Origin of the sequence: Mediterraneibacter butyricigenes (assembly GCF_003574295.1) — a bacterium.
Taxonomy (GTDB): Bacteria; Bacillota; Clostridia; order Lachnospirales; family Lachnospiraceae; genus Mediterraneibacter_A; species Mediterraneibacter_A butyricigenes.
In genome coordinates this window covers 279,424-300,049 of record NZ_BHGK01000001.1, presented here as the reverse complement: position 1 = coordinate 300,049, position 20,626 = coordinate 279,424, and the positions used below count along the sequence as shown (strand labels likewise).

The window sequence follows — 20,626 nt, the reverse complement described above, 5'->3', positions numbered from 1 at the left end:
TTATGGTTCTCCTCTAAGGTAAAAATCTACAAAGTTATCCATACGACTGGTCATGTTCTGGAATAAAAGGTCAACGAGGGACAAGGCTGCCATAGATTCTACGACAACAACGGCTCTCGGTACGATGATCGGATCGTGCCGCCCTTTGATCACCAGATCGGTCTCTTCCAACTGGTCGGTTACAGTCTGCTGAACCTGAGAGATAGAAGGGGTGGGCTTGATGGATGCGGTGAGCAGAATTTCACTGCCATCACTGATTCCGCCCAGGATTCCACCAGCGTGATTGGTCTTTTTTGCGATCTGGTTTTCTTCTATATAAAATGCATCATTATTCTGGCTTCCGGTGGAGGAAGCAACCTGAATTCCGTCTCCGATCTGAACGGCTTTGACGGAACCGATGGACATGATGGCTTTGGCAAGCGTTGCATCCAGCTTGCCGAAGACAGGTTCGCCGATTCCGGCAGGAAGTCCGTTGATTCGACACTGGATAGTTCCGCCGCAGGAATCCTGTTCTTTCATTATCTGTTCCAGATAATCTGCCGCCTTTTTTGCATAGTCCAGGTTGGGCATGGCAAGTTGGTTCTGCGAGATAACAGAGAAATCCATGTCTTCTTCAGGTATATGAATCGGACCGATGGAACTGGAATACGTCGTCAACTGGACATGAAGTGACTCCAGAATCTTTAAAGCGACAGCACCGGCTGCTACACGACCGATGGTTTCACGACCGGAGGAACGTCCGCCACCGCGGTAATCCCGGAATCCATATTTCTGATCAAATGTATAATCTGCGTGTCCCGGTCGATAAGTTGTGGCGAGATTGCCATAATCGCGGGAATGCTGATCTTCATTAAAAACAATGAAAGAGATGGGGGTACCAGTTGTGCGCCCATCAAATACACCGGATAAAATCTGGACTTTATCCGACTCCTTGCGTTTGGTTGTATATCGGCTCTGGCCCGGCTTTCGACGGTCCAGATGTTTTTGAATATCTTCTTCGCTTAAGGCAAGTCCGGCCGGACATCCGTCAATAACGGCACCGATGGCAGGACCGTGGGATTCTCCCCAGGTTGTTACGCGAAAGAAAGTTCCAAATGTTGATCCACTCATTTTGGTCACTCCTTTAGGAAAAATTAACAGTTACACATAGAATTTATTATAAAAGATGTTCAGAAAACTGGCAATCTAAAATTAAGATTTTTGCACTGTACTTTTTAAAGGAACCATATTATAATGAACGGAGACGTAATGTGTGAAAAAAAGGGGTTAGTAATATGAGTGATCAGGAGAAAAAAACGACTGAAAAGGAGCAGCAGGGAAAGGAGAGGACCGGACATGCAAAATCAACACAGAAGAAACGCAGACCAAATCCGGAACATCCATCTACCGTTGAACATAAAAAGAAAAAAACAACCGGCACTGCGCAAAAAGAGCCAGCTCGCAAAAAGCGCACGGCAGATCATGAAACTGGAAAAGCAGTGGGAGAAGAGCACAAGAAGACTCATCCGTCAGGCGGAAAAAAGCACAAAGCACCAGTTGAAATTTCTGAGCCGGTTAAGTGGGATCTGGATGATTCTGGGATATCTGTGTCTGACGATCTGGGAGAAGAGAGAACGGAACTAAAGACAAAGAAAAAGGGCAAAGCCTTGAAAAAAGTTGGAATCGTACTGGGATGTGTGGTCGGAGTGATCGCACTGATTTATCTGGGAGGATGTGCATTCTTCTCCAGCCATTTTTACTATGGAACGGAGATCAATGAGATGCCGTTTTCCATGAAATCCGTATCAGCAGTGGAAAACAGTATCAAAAGTCAGGTGAAAGGATACGCTCTGACGGTAGAAGAGAAGGACGGAGTCAAAGAGACGATTTCCGGCAGCGACATTTCCCTCACATATAAGAAGAATGACAGTATCGAGAAAGCGCTGAAGAGTCAGAATGCATTTCTCTGGCCGCAGGCCTTTTTTAAACCGTCCAGTGCAGATATCAAGGTAGATGTATCTTATGACAAGGATGCATTGAACGAGAAGATTCAGCAACTGAAATGTATCAGTGAGGTAGAACAGACAGAACCACAGTCTGCTTATCCGAAATTTGACGGCAACGAATTTGTGGTAGAGCCGGAAGTGCTGGGCAATAAGGTGGATCAGGATGTCCTGAACCAGAAGATTCATGATGCGATTGCAGGATTTCAGTCTACCTTAAATATGGAAGAAGAGAAATGTTATGCATTGCCGAAATATACGTCAGAATCAAAAGAAGTACAGGCGGCTTGCGATACCATGAACGAGTATTGCAAGGCAAGTATTACATATACCATGGGATCGACCAACGAAGTGGTAGATAAGGCGTTGATTTCCACCTGGCTGACCTATGATGAGAATATGAATGTGACCTTTAATACCGATGCGGTGACCCAGTATATGAAGGACTTCGGTCAGAAATATGACACCATCGGCAAGAAAAAGTCTATCACGGCACCGAACGGGAAGACGGCAGAAGTCAGTGGCGGTACTTACGGATGGTCAATTGATGAGGCAACGGAAGCCCAGAATCTGATCAACAGCATCCAGACAGGCGAAGTAGTCAGCAGAGAACCGGCTTATGCACAGACTGCAGCCAGTCATGACGGTGCAGAGTGGGGCAATACTTATATTGAAGTGGATTTAACAGCCCAACATATGTGGGTAGTATCCGGTGGAGCGGTTTCCTTTGAAACCGATGTGGTAACTGGACTTCCGACACCAGAGCGACAGACTCCTCAGGGGGTATACAGTATTCTGGAAAAGAAACGGAACAAGACCTTGCGTGGCGAGAAAAAACCAGACGGAACCTATACCTATGAGACACCGGTCAGCTACTGGCTTCGTGTGACCTGGACAGGAGTTGGGTTCCACGATGCAACCTGGCAGCCATATTTCGGAGGAACAAGATATCAGACCAATGGCTCCCACGGATGTATCAATATGGCATACAGCGATGTGGCAACGCTCTATGATCTGGTGGAAGTAGGTACACCGGTCATCATGCATTATTAAAGAAGAAAGTGTAGAAAAATATGGCATATCAGTTAATAAAAAAAGAAGGCCGCGCCAAGCGGGGACGGCTTGAAACAGTACATGGGGTCATTGAGACCCCTGTATTCATGAATGTGGGAACCACGGCCGCGATCAAGGGTGCGGTTTCTACCGATGATTTAAGACAGATCAAGACGCAGGTGGAACTTTCCAACACCTATCATCTGCATGTCAGACCGGGAGACAAGATTGTAAAACAGTTGGGCGGTCTTCACAAATTTATGAATTGGGACAAACCGATCCTGACTGATTCGGGTGGATTTCAGGTGTTTTCTCTGGCAGGACTTCGCAAGATCAGAGAAGAGGGCGTAACTTTCCAGTCTCATATAGACGGACATCGAATCTTCATGGGTCCGGAAGAGAGCATGCAGATTCAGTCGAATCTTGGCTCTACGATCGCTATGGCGTTCGATGAGTGTCCATCCAGTGTGGCGGAACGTTCCTACATTCAGAATTCTGTGGATCGGACCGTGAGGTGGCTGGAACGTTGTAAAAAAGAAATGAATCGTCTGAATCAGTTGGAAGATACCATCAATCCGCATCAGATGCTGTTTGGAATCAATCAGGGCGGAATTTATGCCGATATCCGGATCGAGCATGCTAAGCGAATCACGGAACTGGATCTGGACGGTTATGCGGTAGGCGGACTTGCAGTAGGCGAGACACACGAAGAGATGTATCACATTCTGGATGAAGTTGTTCCTTATCTTCCGGAGAATAAACCGACCTATCTAATGGGAGTTGGAACTCCGGTAAATATTCTGGAAGCAGTGGATCGTGGTGTGGATTTCTTCGACTGTGTTTATCCGAGCCGCAACGGAAGACACGGACATGTCTATACCAACCACGGCAAACTGAATCTGTTTAATGCCAAATATGAACTGGACGACCGTCCGATCGAGGAAGGGTGCCAGTGTCCGGCATGCCGAAGTTACAGCAGAGCCTATATCCGACATTTGCTGAAAGCAAAAGAGATGCTGGGAATGCGTTTATGTGTGCTTCATAATCTGTATTTCTATAATACGATGATGGAAGAAATACGAGATGCCCTGGATCAGGGATGTTTTCAGGAATATAAGAAAGAAAAAATCAGCAAAATGTCTTGAAGTATTGCTGAAAGTTGTGTATCATATAAATAGTACATTTAGGAGGAAAGAAAATGTTAGGTATGTTAGGTGCTGCTGCGGATAACGCAGTGATCATCATCGTCTATGTGGTACTGATCGGTGGATTATATTTCTTCATGCTCCGTCCGCAGAAGAAGGAACAGAAGAGAGTGCAGTCTATGTTATCAGAAATGGCAATCGGAGATACCGTATTGACGACAAGCGGATTCTATGGTGTGATCATTGATATTACAGATGAAGATGTCATCGTAGAATTTGGAAGCAATAAGAATTGTCGTATCCCGATGCAGAAAGCTGCAATTGCACAGATTGAGAAACCCAATGCTGAGTAAATAACAACGTTTTAAGCGCTTCCGAAAGGAAGCGTTTTTGCGTACTTAAAGAGTGATTTTAACAACAGATGGGGAAAAAGGTTGAAACGTGAAAAAAAATGCGGTAATATTGAGAAATATTCAAATGCATAAAAATGCAGTTTGATTACATACAGGAAGGATGGAGAGAGATGAGTTTGAAAATTGGTGTGATCAAGGGAGATGGAATCGGACCTGAGATCGTGACGGAGGCAATGAAAGTCCTTGATAAAACAGGAGAAGTGTTTGGATTTTCCTGTGATTATGAACAGCTTCTTCTGGGGGGAGCATCCATTGATGTGCATGGAGTTCCTCTGACGGATGAAACCATCGAAAAAGCGAAACAGTGCGAGGCAGTTCTCATGGGATCGATCGGCGGAGATGCAAAGACTTCCCCGTGGTATCAGTTAGAGCCTTCCAAACGCCCGGAGGCAGGACTTCTTGCAATCCGTAAGGCATTAAATCTTTTTGCCAACTTAAGACCGGCAGTATTATATGAAGAACTGAAAGGTGCATGCCCGCTGAAAGAAGAGATCACAGAAGGCGGATTTGACCTGATGATTATGAGAGAGCTGACAGGCGGTCTTTATTTCGGACAGAGAAAGACTGTGGAAGTAGACGGAGTCGTAACAGCTATTGATGAGCTGACTTATAATGAAAACGAGATCCGCCGGATTGCAAAACGCGGATTTGATATTGCAAGAAAACGTCGCAAAAAGGTGACGAGTGTCGATAAAGCCAATGTTCTGGATTCTTCCAGACTCTGGAGAAAAGTAGTGGAGGAAGTCGCAAGGGATTATCCGGATGTGACACTGGAACATATGCTGGTAGATAACTGCGCCATGCAGTTAGTCAGAGATCCGAAACAGTTTGATGTGGTCCTGACAGAGAATATGTTTGGGGATATTCTTTCCGATGAGGCAAGTATGGTAACCGGTTCCATCGGTATGCTGGCATCTGCAAGTCTGAATGAGACAAAATTCGGTCTGTATGAGCCGAGCGGCGGTTCCGCACCGGATATCGCAGGAAAAAATATTGCAAATCCGATCGCAACCATCCTTTCCGCAGCAATGATGCTTCGATTCTCCTTTGACAGAGATGCAGAAGCAGATGCAATCGAGCAGGCAGTGACACAGGTATTGAAAGACGGATACCGTACCGGAGATATTATGTCAGAAGGAAAACAGCAGGTTTCAACTTCCGAGATGGGAGATCTGATCTGCGAGAGAATTTCTAAATAAATACAGGAAAGAAGGAAAATGTTATGAGAAGTGATACCGTAAAAACAGGAATGCAGCAGGCACCCCATCGATCTTTGTTCAATGCATTGGGAATGACACCGGAAGAACTGTCAAGACCTCTGATCGGTGTGGTAAGTTCCTATAATGAAATCGTACCGGGACATATGAACCTGGATAAAATTACAGAAGCCGTAAAACTTGGTGTTGCAATGGCAGGAGGAACTCCGGTGATGTTCCCGGCGATCGCTGTCTGTGACGGAATCGCCATGGGACACGTGGGTATGAAGTATTCTCTGGTTACAAGAGAACTGATCGCAGATTCCACAGAAGCAATGGCAATAGCACATCAGTTCGACGGACTGGTTATGATCCCGAACTGTGACAAGAATGTACCGGGACTTCTGATGGCAGCAGCCAGACTGAACATTCCGACAATCTTTGTCAGCGGCGGTCCCATGCTTGCAGGACATGTAAAAGGAGAAAAGAGAAGTCTTTCCAGCATGTTCGAGGCAGTCGGATCCTATGCGGCAGGAAAGATGACAGAAGAAGATGTCTGTGAATTTGAAAATAAAGTATGTCCGACCTGCGGTTCCTGTTCCGGTATGTATACCGCAAACAGTATGAACTGCCTGACAGAAGTTCTGGGAATGGGATTAAAAGGAAACGGAACCATTCCGGCCGTATACTCTGCAAGAATCCAGCTTGCAAAACATGCAGGTATGCAGATCATGGAACTGGTAAAGAACAACATCCGTCCGAGAGACATTATGACAGAAGATGCGATCCGCAATGCACTGACCGTAGACATGGCACTGGGATGTTCTACCAACAGTATGCTGCATATTCCGGCAATCGCTCATGAAATCGGAATGGATTTTGATATCAGCTATGCAAATGAAATCAGTGAGAAGACTCCGAACCTGTGTCATCTGGCACCGGCAGGATATACATATATCGAAGAACTCAACGAAGCAGGCGGCGTTTACGCAGTCATGAATGAACTGGATAAGCTTGGTCTGATCCATAAAGACTGCATGACCGTAACCGGTAAGACAGTCGGCGAAAATATCGCCGGATGTGAAAATAAGAATCCGGAAGTCATCCGTCCGATCGACAATCCGTATACACCGACCGGCGGCCTGGCAGTTCTGAAAGGAAATCTGGCACCGGACGGAAGTGTAGTAAAACGTTCCGCAGTAGTGGCAGAGATGCTGGTACATGAAGGACCTGCCCGTATTTTCGAGAGTGATGAGGATGCAACCAATGCAATCAAGACCGGCCAGATCCATCCGGGAGATGTTATCGTCATCCGTTACGAGGGACCAAAAGGCGGACCGGGTATGAGAGAGATGCTGAATCCGACTTCTGCAATCGCAGGATACGGTCTGGGATCTACCGTTGCACTGATCACAGACGGACGTTTCAGCGGAGCATCCAGAGGAGCTGCGATCGGACACGTTTCACCGGAAGCAGCAGTAGGAGGACCGATTGCACTTCTGGAGGAAGGCGATATCATCCAGATCAATATTCCGGAACTGACATTAAATGTAAAACTTTCTGAGGAAGAACTGGCAGCAAGAAAGGCAAAATGGCAGCCGAGAGAACCGAAGATCACCAGCGGATATCTGGCTCGTTATGCAGCGATGGTTACCTCAGGAAACCGCGGAGCAGTACTGGAAGTTCCTGGAAAAAATTCATAAATACAGGTTTTTTGGAGGAAAAGTACAATGCACTTAAGCGGAGCAGAGATCGTTGTAGAATGTCTGAAAGAACAGGGCGTGGATACCGTATTCGGATATCCGGGCGGTGCGATTTTGAACGTATACGACGCATTATATAAACATCAGGATGAGATCACGCATATCCTGACCTCCCACGAACAGGGAGCGGCTCATGCGGCAGATGGGTATGCAAGATCTACCGGAAAAATCGGAGTGTGTCTGGCAACCAGCGGACCGGGGGCAACCAACCTTGTCACCGGAATCGCAACGGCTTATATGGATTCCATTCCGATGGTGGCGATCACCTGTAACGTTACCCTTCCGCTGCTTGGAAAGGACAGTTTCCAGGAAGTAGATATTACGGGTATTACTCAGCCGATCACCAAGCATAATTATATTGTAAAAGATATCAAAGAACTGGCTACGGTTATCCGGAAATCCTTCCGGATCGCAAAGAGCGGAAGACCGGGACCGGTACTGATCGATATTACCAAAGATGTGACCTCAAATAAAACAGAATACAAACCGGTGAAGATCGATCCGATTCTTCCGGATCCGGAGGCGGTTTCAGCAGAAGAACTTCAGGTTGCGCTGGAGATGATCAAAAAGGCAAAACGTCCTTACGTCTTTGTGGGCGGCGGAGCTGTCCTTGCCGATGCCAGCGAAGAGGTTCGAAGCTTTGTAAAACTCCTGGATGCACCGGTCTGCGATTCCCTGATGGGAAAAGGCGCTTTTCCGGGAACGGATGAGCTTTATACCGGAATGCTGGGAATGCATGGAACCAAAACATCCAATTTCGGGGTCAGTGAATGTGATCTTCTAATAGTTCTGGGAGCCAGATTCAGTGATCGAGTGACCGGAAATGCCAAGAAATTTGCACACCATGCAAAGATCCTTCAGTTTGATGTGGATCCGGCAGAGATGGATAAAAATATCATGATCAATGCGGGAGTGACAGGAGATCTGAAAGAATCTTTAAAGAAGATGAATGAAATCCTGTCGCAACAGGATCATAAAGAGTGGATCGACCGGATCATGGGCTACAAATCAGCCTATCCGATGCGTTATCCGCAGGAAGGACTGACAGGACCTTATATTATCGAAGAAATCTACCGTCAGACAAAGGGAGAGGCAGTGATCTCCACAGAAGTAGGACAGCACCAGATGTGGGCGGCTCAGTATTATAAATATACAAAGCCGAGAACCCTTCTGACCTCCGGAGGACTGGGTACGATGGGATATGGTCTTGGGGCTGCGATCGGAGCAAAATGCGGCAATCCGGATAAGGTTGTGGTCAATATTGCGGGAGACGGTTGCCTGCGTATGAATATGAATGAGCTGGCAACAGCCGCAAGGTATCAGATTCCGGTGATCGAAGTGGTGATCAATAACCATGTACTTGGTATGGTACGCCAGTGGCAGGATCTGTTCTATGAAAAACGGTATTCGCAGACGGTATTAAATGATGCGGTTGATTTTGTGAAAATGGCAGAAGCAATGGGAGCTGTCGGCATCCGTGCAGAAAGCAGAGAAAGCTTTGCAAAAGCATTTGCAAAGGCGCTGACCTTAGGAAAACCGGTGCTGATCGACTGTCAGATTGATTCCGATGATAAAGTGTGGCCGATGGTATCACCGGGAAGTTCGATCAGTGAAGCGTTTGATGCATCCGATCTGGAAGAGGATGAACAGTAGGCAATAATTTGCAAACCAGCAAAATGGTATAGAAAAATGTCTGTGAGATCAGATGAAAACAGACAAGGGTAAGAGATAAGATGAAATGGAGGGCAAAAAGATGAGCAGAGTGTATAACTTTTCAGCAGGACCGGCTGTATTGCCGGAAGAGGTGCTGAAAGAAGCAGCAGAAGAAATGTTGGATTATAAAGGAACAGGAATGTCCGTAATGGAGATGAGTCATCGTTCCAAGGCATTCGAAGAGATCATCAATGAGGCAGAACAGGATCTTCGTGATCTGATGGGAATTCCGGATAATTATAAAGTCCTTTTCCTTCAGGGCGGCGCATCCCAGCAGTTTGCCATGATTCCGATGAACTTTATGAAACACGGTGTGGCTGACTATATCGTGACCGGACAGTGGGCTAAGAAAGCGTTCCAGGAAGCTTCCAAATACGGAAAGGCCAACAAGATCGCTTCTTCCGAAGACAAGACATTTTCTTATATTCCGGATTGTTCCGATCTTCCGATTTCTGAAGATGCAGATTATGTATACATTTGTGAAAACAATACGATCTACGGAACCAAATATAAAGAATTGCCGAATACAAAAGGCAAACCGCTGATCGCTGATGTGTCCTCCTGCTTCCTGTCAGAGCCTGTTGATGTGACAAAATATGCCATGATCTACGGTGGAGTCCAGAAAAATATCGGACCGGCAGGTGTAGTGATCGCAATCATCCGCGAGGATATGATCACAGAAGACGTATACCCGGGAACTCCGACCATGCTGCAGTATAAGACACATGCAGATGCGAAATCCCTTTACAATACTCCACCGGCATACGGAATCTATATCTGCGGAAAAGTCTTCAAGTGGCTGAAGAAAATGGGTGGTCTGGAAGAAATGCAGAAGCGCAACGAAAAGAAAGCAAAACTGCTCTATGACTTCCTGGATCAGAGTAAACTGTTCAAGGGTACAGTTGTAGAAAAAGACCGTTCTCTGATGAATGTACCTTTCGTAACAGGAGATAAGGATCTGGATGCCAAATTCGTAAAAGAATCCAAAGAAGCAGGTCTGGAGAACCTGAAAGGTCACAGAACGGTAGGCGGTATGCGTGCAAGTATCTACAACGCAATGCCGTATGAAGGTGTGGAAGCACTGGTTGCATTTATGAAGAAGTTTGAGGAGGAAAATCAGCCATGTTAAAATATCATTGCCTGAATCCGATCGCAGAAGTCGGTCTGGAAAGATTTACAGAAAATTATACAACTGCTGAGAATGAAGCAGATGCAGATGCTATTTTGGTCCGCAGTGCGGGAATGCATGAGATGGAATTCAGTTCTCAGTTAAAGGCAATTGCCCGTGCAGGAGCCGGTGTCAACAATATTCCGTTGGATAAATGTGCAGAGCAGGGAATCGTTGTCTTTAACACTCCAGGAGCCAATGCAAACGGTGTAAAAGAGCTGGTGATTGCCGGAATGCTTCTGGCAGCCCGCGACATTGTAGGGGGAATCCACTGGGTAGAAGAAAATGAAGAAGACGGCGATATCGCCAAAAAAGCTGAGAAACAGAAAAAACAGTTTGCAGGAACCGAACTTGACGGAAAGAAACTGGGAGTCATTGGTCTTGGAGCAATCGGTGTACGTGTGGCAAATGTTGCAACCCATCTGGGAATGGATGTATACGGATATGATCCATATGTATCAGTAGACGCTGCATGGAAGCTTTCCAGAAACATCCATCATGCAAAAACGGTAGATGAATTGTATAAAGAATGTGATTACATCACGATCCATGTACCGGCAATGGAAAGCACCAAAAATATGATCGACAAGGATGCACTCAGCCTGATGAAAGAAAATGTGGTCGTTCTGAACTTCTCCAGAGATGTTCTGGTCAACAGTGAAGCAATCGTAGATGCACTGGTGGCAGGAAAGATCAGAGGATATGTGACAGACTTCCCGATTCCGGAGCTGGCAGGAGTCAAAGGTGCGATCGTAATCCCGCATCTGGGAGCATCTACAGAGGAATCAGAAGACAATTGTGCAAAGATGGCTGTTGATGAAGTAATGGATTTTCTAGAGAACGGAAACATTCAGCATTCTGTGAATTATCCGGACTGCAATATGGGCGTGAAGAGCAAGGGATGCAGTCGAATCACTATCCTTCACCGGAATCAGCCAAAGATGCTGGGACAGTTCACCGGTCTTCTGGCAGAGCAGGATATCAACATCGATATCATGAGTAATAAGAGCAGAAATGAATATGCATACACTATGATCGATACAGAAGCAGAAGTGTCAGATGACCTGTATCAGAAACTTTGCGGAATTGACGGAGTTTTGAGAGTGCGTGTTATTGCATAACCACATTTTGTATAGTATAATAATAAAAAGTATGGAAAAAACAGAATATCTTGTTTTTTCCATACTGAATATAAAGAAATGTGGGGACAGGAATGCAGTCAGATAAAAAAGCGGGAGTGAAAAAAAGTACGGAAGAAAGAAAAAGAACACGTGCAGGCAAAGCGCAGACCGCTGAGTCTCAGAACAGTAAAAAATATCCTGAGCAGGATTATTTAAAGAAATCAGAAAAAAGTTTGAAAGAAGAGAGACGGTACAAGAAACGAAAAGCGCGCAAGCAGAAGCTTGGGGGGATTTGTTTTTTGTGCTTTTTTATTGCACTTTTTTTAAGTCATGCGTCTTATGCAGGGGATAAAAATGCAAGGATCATCGTAAAGGCTGATAATATAAAGATCAAACAGGACGAAGAGATGCCGGCATTAAAGGTAGAAGCCAAACTGGAGTCGGACAGGAGCAAAGATAAGATTCTGGACAAAGAGAGCGGGTATACCGTAGGAGATCTGCTGGATGATCTGAACAGTGGCAAGTATTACAAAGTGTCCTGTAAGGCAGATACTGCCAAAGAAGGAAGCTATCCCATCGTTCTGGATCTGGATGCAGATCTGGAAAAGAAGGAATTGGAAACCTGGAAAGGCCGGGTCAATCTGGTAGCGCAGGACGGTACATTGAGCGTGGAGAACAAGATCGGAACCTGGAGCGGCAATCAGTTTAAAAAGTATGACGGCAGCCTGGTGACCAGTGATTTTGTCTCATCAAAAGGCAAGGTCTATTATTTCGATAAGAAGGGAAATAAGGTGACCGGAGTTCAGGAAATCGACGGAAAGACCTATCAGTTTGATAAAAACGGCGCGATGAAGACCGGATTTGTCAAGATCAAGGACAGTACATATTATTACACAGAAGACGGTGCCATGCAGGTTGGGTGGCTGACTCTGAAAAAATCAAAATATTATTTTGATTCTTCCGGTAAGATGCTGACCGGAAAGCAACAGGTCGGACTGAAGAAATGTGTGTTCGGAAAAGATGGAAAATTAAAATCCGAAGAGTACAGCATAGATACATCAAAACCGATGATTGCGCTGACCTTTGATGACGGACCGGGAGAGCGTACCATGGAACTTCTGGAAGCGCTGGAGAAAAATGATGCGCATGCTACATTCTTCATGGTGGGACAAAATGCAGCGGAGTTTCAGGATGAAATTGCTAAAATGACGGAGATTGGCTGTGAGCTGGGAAATCATTCCTGGGATCATGCCAATTTAAGTAAACTGGATGCGTCCGGAGTAAAAGAGGAGATCAATTCAACCAATTCCACGATCAAGAAAGCAGATGGAAGTCATACGGCAACCGTAATGAGGCCTCCTTACGGAGCAATCAGTGATACGGTGGAGTCTTCGGTTGGAATGCCGATGATCCTGTGGTCCATCGATACACTGGACTGGAAGACTATGAATACCCAGTCTACCATCAATGCGGTCTTGAATAATGTGGAAGATGGTGATATTATTTTGATGCATGATATTCATTCACCGACTATCGACGCGGCGTTAACGCTGATTCCGAAGCTGATTGAGGAAGGTTATCAACTCGTGACGGTTAGTGAACTGGCAGAGGCGAAGGGTGTGACGCTGAAAAACGGATCTACCTATACGGATTTCTGTGCAGACGATGAAGAGGATGACAGCGGTGCAGATGAGGATACTGATTCGATGTCTGCTACAGCAGGTGCAGAGGAATAACAGATATATGTTTAAGGCAGTTATCGTATTTTCATAATACGATTGCGATAAATGCAATGCAAAGCATAAAAAGGAGGAAGAAACATGGCATTAGTAACAACGACAGAGATGTTCAAAAAGGCGTATGAAGGCGGATATGCAATCGGAGCATTCAACGTAAACAACATGGAGATCGTACAGGGAATCACCGAGGCAGCAGGTGAGTTGAATTCCCCGGTTATTCTTCAGGTTTCAAAGGGTGCAAGAGCTTATGCAAACCACAACTACCTTGTAAAATTAGTAGAGGCAGCTTTGATCGAAAACGATATTCCAATTGCACTGCATCTGGATCATGGCCCGGATTTTGAGACATGTAAAGCATGTGTAGACGGAGGATTCTCTTCCGTTATGATCGATGCTTCTCACTATGATTTTGAGAAAAATATCGAGATTACAAAGAAGGTTGTAGAATATGCACACGACAAGGGTGTAGTAGTAGAGGCTGAGCTTGGAAAACTTGCTGGTGTAGAAGATGATGTAAAAGTTGCAGCAGACGATGCAATGTATACACAGCCGGATGAAGTAGAAGAATTCGTGACACGTACAGGTGTAGATTCCCTTGCAATCGCAATCGGAACCAGCCATGGTGCATTCAAATTCAAACCGGGACAGAAGCCACAGCTTCGTTTCGATATTCTGGATGAAATTACAAAGAGAATCCCGGGATTCCCGATCGTACTTCACGGAGCATCTTCCGTATCCCAGGAATATGTAAAGATCATTCAGGAGAACGGTGGAAACCTGAAAGATGCAATCGGTATTCCGGAAGATATGCTGCGTCAGGCTGCAAAATCTGCAGTATGCAAGATCAACATCGACTCTGACTTACGTCTGGCTATGACAGCAGGAGTTCGCCAGGTACTGAACCAGCATCCGGAAGTGTTTGACCCGAGAGAATATCTGAAGGTTGGACGTGCAAACGTAAAAGATCTGGTAAGACATAAAATCATCAACGTACTCGGAAGTGACGGAAAAGCCTGAGACGAAAACGATTTAGTGGATCAGGAAAACCCCCGAGGTGTAAGAAATCGATTCTTACGTCTCGGGGGTTTTTGAATTTTGGTGGTTTATTCGATTACTTCTATTAGTAGATCACCGATTATATTTCTCCAGAAGAGCATGAATCTTTTCGGTCGGACTTAAGATCTTTCCGATGGTAACATCATGGTTCATGGAATCAATGATCAATGCGATAAATTTACTGAGATCAGCAATGATAAAGTACGGACTGTTGCGGACACTCTCAGGAAGATAGGTCAGGTTTGTGGTGATGACCCGGGAGATATATCCTTTTTCATAGTACTCATCAAATTTCTCCAGGCCGTCGGTGAAAAGACCGAATGTGGTACATACGATGACGCGGTCAGCGTGGCGGTCTTTTAACTGCTTGGCAACATCCAGCATACTTTCTCCGGAAGAAATCATATCATCTACAATGATCACGGTCTTGCCGGTTACATCATCGCCCAGGAATTCATGGGCAACGATTGGATTCTTTCCGTTGATGATGGTGGAGTAATCCCGGCGTTTGTAGAACATACCCATATCCACACCTAGGACGTTGGAGAAGTATACGGCACGATGCATCGCACCTTCATCCGGGCTGATGATCATCAGATGATCCTTGTCTACTTTCAGATCCGGCTCGGCCTTTAACAAAGCCTTGATGAACTGGTAGGCCGGATTGAAACTGTCAAATCCTTTTAACGGAATGGAATTCTGGACACGTGGGTCGTGTGCATCAAAGGTAATGATGTTGGATACACCCATCTCTGTCAGTTCTTCTAAAGCCAGTGCACAGTCCAGAGATTCTCTCTTGGTACGTTTGTGCTGACGTCCTTCGTAGATGAAAGGCATGATCACATTCAAGCGGTGAGCCTTTCCGTTGGTGGCGGAAATGATACGTTTCAGATCCTGGTAGTGATCATCCGGAGACATGTGGTTGAGATGTCCGTTTACCGTGTAGGTCAGAGAGTAGTTGCAGACATCGACCATCAGATACAGGTCGGTACCACGGATGGATTCTCCGAGGATTCCTTTTGCTTCGCCGGAACCAAATCTCGGACAGGAACATTCTGTTAAGTAACTGTCCTTCTGATAATTCATGTAGCGGGCAGATGAAGTCAGGTCATTGATGGTATCTTTACGGAAAGATACGATGTAGTCATCTACCTTCTGTCCGAGTTCCCGGCAGCTTTCCAAAGCGGCGATCTTAAGCGGAGCTACCGGAAGTGTCTTTTCTAATAATTCAATATTCGTCATGCTGATCTCCTGTGTAAAATTTTTTCCTACATTAAGGTTATATCATTTTTTTGCAAGAAAGTAAAGATGCCTGGCGGCTTGTTATTTTCAGTAACAGCATATATAATAGGTAAGGAAGAAAAGAGAGACTTTACAAGTGTAAGCGGATATTGTAAAATCAATCGGATGGGCGTGAGAAAAAGTTTATGCGAAAGAAATGTACGCAAATAGAACGAGAAAGCCGAATTCTGATAAGAAAGAAGGATCCGGATGACAGTTAAGGGACAGAGACGCTCATACTGAAAAGTGAAACAGAAAGAATAGAAAGATAGACAGAACAGGAGAAGAACTATGAGTAAACCAGTAGTAGCAATCGTGGGAAGACCGAATGTTGGGAAATCCACACTTTTTAATGCGCTGGCAGGAGAGAAGATCTCGATCGTAAAGGATACCCCGGGTGTGACAAGAGACCGGATCTATGCAGATGTCACATGGCTGGATAAAGAATTTACGCTGATCGATACCGGAGGAATTGAGCCGGACAGCAAAGATGTGATCCTTTCCCAGATGCGGGATCAGGCGCAGATCGCCATTGATACGGCGGACGTGATTATTTTTATCACGGATGTGCGTCAGGGGCTTGTGGATGCAGATTCCAAAGTCGCTGATATGTTGAGAAGATCCAAAAAGCCGGTGATTCTTACCGTCAACAAGGTAGACAGCTTTGAAAAATTTATGCCGGATGTTTATGAATTTTATAATCTGGGAATCGGAGATCCTCATCCGGTATCCGCTTCTTCCAGGCTGGGAATCGGAGATCTTCTGGATGAAGTAATCGCAGAATTTCCGGAACATACCGGAGAGATCGAGGAAGATACCAGACCTCGTATTGCTATTGTGGGAAAGCCGAATGTCGGAAAATCTTCGATTATCAACCGCCTTCTGGGAGAAAATCGTGTGATCGTATCTGATATTGCGGGTACGACAAGAGATGCCATTGATACGGAGATCGTACACAATGGGCAGGAATACATTTTTATCGATACCGCCGGACTTCGCAGAAAGAGTAAGATCAAAGAAGATCTGGAGCGTTACAGTATCATCCGTACCGTGACAGCCGTAGAACGCGCAGATGTGGTGCTGATGGTGATCGATGCAGTGGAGGGTGTGACCGAACAGGATGCAAAGATCGCAGGAATTGCCCATGATCGCGGAAAAGGCGTAATCATTGTGGTGAATAAATGGGATGCCATCGAAAAGAATGACAAGACGATGAAAGAATATGAAGGAAAAGTTCGTCAGATTCTGTCTTATATGCCATATGCCGAGATTATGTATGTATCGGCTGTAACCGGCCAGAGATTGCCGAAACTCTTTGATATGATCGATATGGTGATTCAGAATCAGACCTTAAGGATTGGCACCGGTGTACTTAATGAGATTATGATGGAAGCGGTAGCAATGCAACAGCCGCCGTCAGACAAGGGAAAACGTCTGAAATTATATTATATTACTCAGGTAGCTGTGAAGCCGCCGACTTTTGTGATTTTCGTGAATGACAAGGCACTGATGCATTTTTCCTATACCCGTTATCTGGAAAATAAGATCCGGGAGGCTTTTGGATTTAAGGGAACATCCCTGAAGTTCATTATCCGGGAAAGAAAGGAAAAGGATCAATAGTATGGAAAGAGTAATTTGTCTGGTGATCGGATACGTATTTGGTCTGTTGCAGACCGGTTATCTGGTGGGAAAGATGCACCATATGGATATCCGAAAATACGGCAGTGGAAATGCGGGATCCACCAATGCGTTGCGTGTGATGGGATGGAAAGCAGGGGCAATGACTTTTGCGGGCGACTGTCTGAAATGTGTACTGGCAGCAGCGCTGGTGACTCTGATCTTCCGTAATAAGAGCCCGGAGATTTTACCGCTGTTGAGGCTGTATGCGGGCGTGGGAGCAACACTGGGACATAATTTCCCGTTTTATATGAAATTTAAAGGTGGAAAAGGAATTGCCGTACTGGCAGGGCTTATCATTTCCACAAGCTGGTGGATGACCATCATCGAACTGATCATTTTTGTGACGATTGTGGCATTGACGAGATATATCTCTCTGGGCTCGCTGATCGTTTCGATGCTGTTTCTGATGCTGGTGATGGTCAATGGTCAACTGGGCGGATTTGGGGTAGCCCAGAGTTGCTTGAATGAAATGTATGTGCTGGCAGCATTTCTGATGGTGTTGGCGTGGATCAGACACCGGGCAAACATCGGACGTCTCTTAAAAGGAGAGGAGAATAAATTTGGAAATCCGAACAAAACAAAACGTTAAGAGAGGACAGTAGACAACATGGCGAAGACAGCAGTGATCGGGGCAGGAAGCTGGGGAACGGCTCTTGCAATCCTGTTACAGGAAAACGGACATCAGGTGACACTTTGGGGCGTACATCCGGAAAATGTGGAGCTCCTGAAAAAAGACCGGGAACTAAAGAAAAAACTTCCCGGCGTGAAGATTCCGGAAGCGATTAAGATTACCAGTGATTTGGAAGAAGCTGCGACAGATCAGGAGATTCTGGTTCTGGCGGTACCGTCGGTACATACCAGAGAGACGGCTGCAAAGCTGAAAGGTCTGATCAAAGACGGACAGTTGATCGTGGACGTGTCAAAGGGAATTGAAGAAAATACCCTGAAGACTTTGTCAGAACAGATTCAAGAAGAACTTCCAACGGCAAATGTAGCCATTCTTTCCGGACCGAGTCACGCAGAAGAAGTTGCGCGGAAACTTCCGACCACCTGTGTGGTAGGTGCAACAGATAAAAAAACGGCAGAATATTTGCAGAAGGTCTTTATGAGTCTATGTTTCAGGGTCTATACCAGTCCGGATATTCTGGGAATTGAGATTGGCGGTGCGCTGAAAAATGTAATTGCACTGGCTGCGGGAATCGCAGACGGACTGGGATATGGAGACAATACCAAAGCCGCACTGATTACCAGAGGAATCGCAGAGATTTCCAGACTGGGAGTAAAAATGGGTGGAAAGTTTGAGTCTTTCTGCGGCCTGACAGGGATCGGGGATCTGATCGTAACCTGTGCCAGTATGCACAGTCGGAATCGGAGAGCCGGGTATCTGATCGGACAGGGAGCTACCATGGAAGAAGCCATGGAAGAAGTGCAGATGGTAGTAGAAGGTGTTTATTCTGCAAAAGCAGGCAGGACATTGGCCAAGAAGTACGGAGTTTCCATGCCGATCGTAGAAGAAATCAACAAGGTGCTTTTCGAGGGGAAGAGTGCGAAAGAAGCGGTGGAAGATCTGATGCTTCGGGATCCGCGGATTGAGAATTCGGCATTACCCTGGGAAGCGTGATAGAACCGCGCTAGGAGCGAGGGATCCTTTTTGCACGTAGGGGAAGAAGAGACAAGACCAGAAATATAAAGTAAAAATCAAAAAGAGAAGGTCTAAACAGAACCCTCTTGTTCATACACTGTATCAGTGGAACAAGGGGGTATATTTATGGATTCATTTCAGGTATATAAGGAAATTAAAACGAGAACCAACGGGGAAATTTACATAGGGGTAGTTGGGCCGGTACGCACCGGGAAATCTACCTTTATCAAGCGCTGTATGGAATTGCTGGTGTTGCCGAATCTTAAGGAGGAGCCGGTGAAGGCGAGGACGAGAGATGAACTGCCCCAGTCTGCATCTGGCACCACGATCATGACCACAGAGCCTAAATTTATACCGAAAGAAGCTGCCGGGGTCAGGCTTTCGGAGGATGTGGAAGTAAAGATACGGATGATCGACTGTGTGGGCTATATGGTGAATGGTGCTCAGGGACACATGGAGGGGGAAGAAGAGCGGATGGTAAAAACCCCCTGGTTTGATCAGGAAATTCCGTTTACCCAGGCGGCTGCCATCGGGACACAGAAAGTGATCCGGGAACATTCCACACTGGGAATGGTGGTGACGACTGACGGAACCATCGGAGAACTGGACCGGGCGGCATATGTAGAGGCAGAAGCACGCACGATCCGGGAGTTAAAAGAGATCGGAAAACCATTTGTAGTGTTGCTGAATTCTATGCGCCCTCTTTCGAAAGAAACAAAAGATCTGGGAAAGAAGTTGGAAGAAAAATATATGGTTCCGGTGATTCCGGTAAACTGTGAACAGATCAAAGAAGAAGAAATCCATGAAATCATGCGCCAGATTCTCTTTGAATTTCCGGTCAGTGAAGTGGAATTTTATCTGCCAAAATGGGTGGAAATGCTGCCGGAGGATCATAAGATCAAAACAGATCTTCTCTCGAAAGTCCGGGAGATCCTGAATGGAATCACAGACATCCGAAGCGTGAGAGCGAGTATGATTCGGGAACTGGGAGAGTTTCTGGAATCGGTGCAGATCGAGAAGATTGAAATGGACACCGGGAAAGTACAGATTCGCATGGAATATGCAAAAGAGTGTTACTATGATGTGTTGAGTGAACTGACGGGGCTGAAGATCCGGGGAGAAGCGGATTTGGTGGAAGCCATGAAAGAACTGGCAGCGCTGAAATCAGAGTATGGTGTGCTGAAAGATGCTTTCACCGATGTAAAACTAAAAGGATACGGCGTGGTCAGTCCGAAGAAGGAGGAAATCCAGTTGGAAGAACCTGTACTGATCAAACAGGGAAATAAGTTTGGGGTTAAAATCCATGCGAAAGCACCTTCTATCCATATGATCCGGGCGGATATTGAAAATGAAATCGCACCAATCGTGGGAAGTGAACAGCAGGCACAGGATCTGATCCAGTATCTGAAAGAGGCTGCGGAACAGCCGGAAGGAATCTGGGGAACCAATATATTTGGAAAATCTATTGAAACGATGGTCCTGGACGGAATGAACTATAAGATTCAGAGGATTAATGATGCCAGTCAGGAAAAACTGCAGGATACCATGAAAAAGATCGTGAATGACTCGAATGGCGGTCTGGTGTGCATCATAATCTAGCAGAAAATTTTATCGGGAAATACGCTATGATTATCTGGACAGAGGGACTTTACATTTGAAATGATTTGTGCTAAT

16 protein-coding genes are annotated in these 20,626 nt (G+C 45.7%); 14 read left to right on the top strand and 2 right to left on the bottom strand.

The window, feature by feature from the left end:
* Positions 1-1,110: a chorismate synthase gene (aroC, locus tag KGMB01110_RS01455; protein WP_117601999.1), complete on the bottom strand. Its 1,110-nt coding sequence runs from the start codon at positions 1,108-1,110 to the stop codon at positions 1-3.
* Positions 1,111-1,274: 164 nt separating this feature from the next.
* On the opposite strand from aroC, the gene KGMB01110_RS01450 reads away from it, so the two are divergent.
* The 10 genes from KGMB01110_RS01450 to fba all read left to right on the top strand — a co-directional run bounded on the left by KGMB01110_RS01450 (position 1,275) and on the right by fba (position 14,310).
* The gene (locus KGMB01110_RS01450; protein WP_119297357.1) at positions 1,275-3,035 is read left to right on the top strand and encodes a L,D-transpeptidase family protein; all 1,761 of its coding nucleotides are present in this window, start codon (positions 1,275-1,277) and stop codon (positions 3,033-3,035) included.
* 20 nt (positions 3,036-3,055) lie between these two features.
* Positions 3,056-4,180, top strand: coding sequence for a tRNA guanosine(34) transglycosylase Tgt (gene tgt, locus KGMB01110_RS01445; RefSeq protein WP_117602001.1), 1,125 nt, complete (start codon positions 3,056-3,058; stop codon positions 4,178-4,180).
* A gap of 53 nt (positions 4,181-4,233) precedes the next feature.
* Positions 4,234-4,533: a preprotein translocase subunit YajC gene (gene yajC, locus KGMB01110_RS01440; protein ID WP_170141673.1), complete on the top strand. Its 300-nt coding sequence runs from the start codon at positions 4,234-4,236 to the stop codon at positions 4,531-4,533.
* Between the two features lie 170 nt (positions 4,534-4,703).
* Positions 4,704-5,792: a 3-isopropylmalate dehydrogenase gene (gene leuB, locus KGMB01110_RS01435; RefSeq protein ID WP_119297356.1), complete on the top strand. Its 1,089-nt coding sequence runs from the start codon at positions 4,704-4,706 to the stop codon at positions 5,790-5,792.
* Between the two features lie 23 nt (positions 5,793-5,815).
* The gene (gene ilvD, locus KGMB01110_RS01430) at positions 5,816-7,492 is read left to right on the top strand and encodes a dihydroxy-acid dehydratase (RefSeq protein ID WP_117602003.1); all 1,677 of its coding nucleotides are present in this window, start codon (positions 5,816-5,818) and stop codon (positions 7,490-7,492) included.
* Between the two features lie 27 nt (positions 7,493-7,519).
* Complete coding sequence (gene ilvB, locus KGMB01110_RS01425; RefSeq protein WP_117602004.1) at positions 7,520-9,205, top strand: biosynthetic-type acetolactate synthase large subunit; 1,686 nt, start codon at positions 7,520-7,522, stop codon at positions 9,203-9,205.
* A gap of 100 nt (positions 9,206-9,305) precedes the next feature.
* Positions 9,306-10,394: a 3-phosphoserine/phosphohydroxythreonine transaminase gene (serC, locus tag KGMB01110_RS01420; protein WP_117889254.1), complete on the top strand. Its 1,089-nt coding sequence runs from the start codon at positions 9,306-9,308 to the stop codon at positions 10,392-10,394.
* A complete protein-coding gene (locus tag KGMB01110_RS01415; RefSeq protein ID WP_117889253.1) occupies positions 10,388-11,554 on the top strand; it encodes a phosphoglycerate dehydrogenase in 1,167 nt (388 codons plus the stop codon). The genes serC and KGMB01110_RS01415 overlap by 7 nt, the downstream gene beginning before the upstream one ends.
* A 92-nt stretch (positions 11,555-11,646) precedes the next feature.
* A complete protein-coding gene (locus KGMB01110_RS15000; protein WP_170141672.1) occupies positions 11,647-13,290 on the top strand; it encodes a polysaccharide deacetylase family protein in 1,644 nt (547 codons plus the stop codon).
* An 84-nt stretch (positions 13,291-13,374) separates the two neighbouring features.
* Positions 13,375-14,310, top strand: coding sequence for a class II fructose-1,6-bisphosphate aldolase (gene fba, locus KGMB01110_RS01405; protein ID WP_117602007.1), 936 nt, complete (start codon positions 13,375-13,377; stop codon positions 14,308-14,310).
* Between the two features lie 111 nt (positions 14,311-14,421).
* On the opposite strand, the gene KGMB01110_RS01400 is transcribed toward fba, so the two are convergent.
* On the bottom strand, positions 14,422-15,591 hold the full coding sequence (locus KGMB01110_RS01400) for a ribose-phosphate pyrophosphokinase (protein ID WP_117602008.1): 1,170 nt from the start codon (positions 15,589-15,591) through the stop codon (positions 14,422-14,424).
* 330 nt (positions 15,592-15,921) lie between these two features.
* Here KGMB01110_RS01400 and der point away from each other — a divergent pair, with 330 nt between their 5' ends.
* The 4 genes from der to spoIVA all read left to right on the top strand — a co-directional run bounded on the left by der (position 15,922) and on the right by spoIVA (position 20,551).
* Positions 15,922-17,250, top strand: coding sequence for a ribosome biogenesis GTPase Der (der, locus tag KGMB01110_RS01395; RefSeq protein ID WP_117602009.1), 1,329 nt, complete (start codon positions 15,922-15,924; stop codon positions 17,248-17,250).
* Between the two features lies 1 nt (position 17,251).
* Positions 17,252-17,899 carry a glycerol-3-phosphate 1-O-acyltransferase PlsY gene (gene plsY / locus KGMB01110_RS01390; protein ID WP_117602010.1) on the top strand — a complete coding sequence of 216 codons (648 nt, stop codon included), beginning with the start codon at positions 17,252-17,254 and terminating at the stop codon, positions 17,897-17,899.
* A gap of 18 nt (positions 17,900-17,917) precedes the next feature.
* The gene (locus KGMB01110_RS01385) at positions 17,918-18,931 is read left to right on the top strand and encodes an NAD(P)H-dependent glycerol-3-phosphate dehydrogenase (protein WP_117602011.1); all 1,014 of its coding nucleotides are present in this window, start codon (positions 17,918-17,920) and stop codon (positions 18,929-18,931) included.
* Between the two features lie 147 nt (positions 18,932-19,078).
* The gene (gene spoIVA / locus KGMB01110_RS01380) at positions 19,079-20,551 is read left to right on the top strand and encodes a stage IV sporulation protein A (protein WP_119297355.1); all 1,473 of its coding nucleotides are present in this window, start codon (positions 19,079-19,081) and stop codon (positions 20,549-20,551) included.
* Positions 20,552-20,626: the final 75 nt, after the last annotated feature.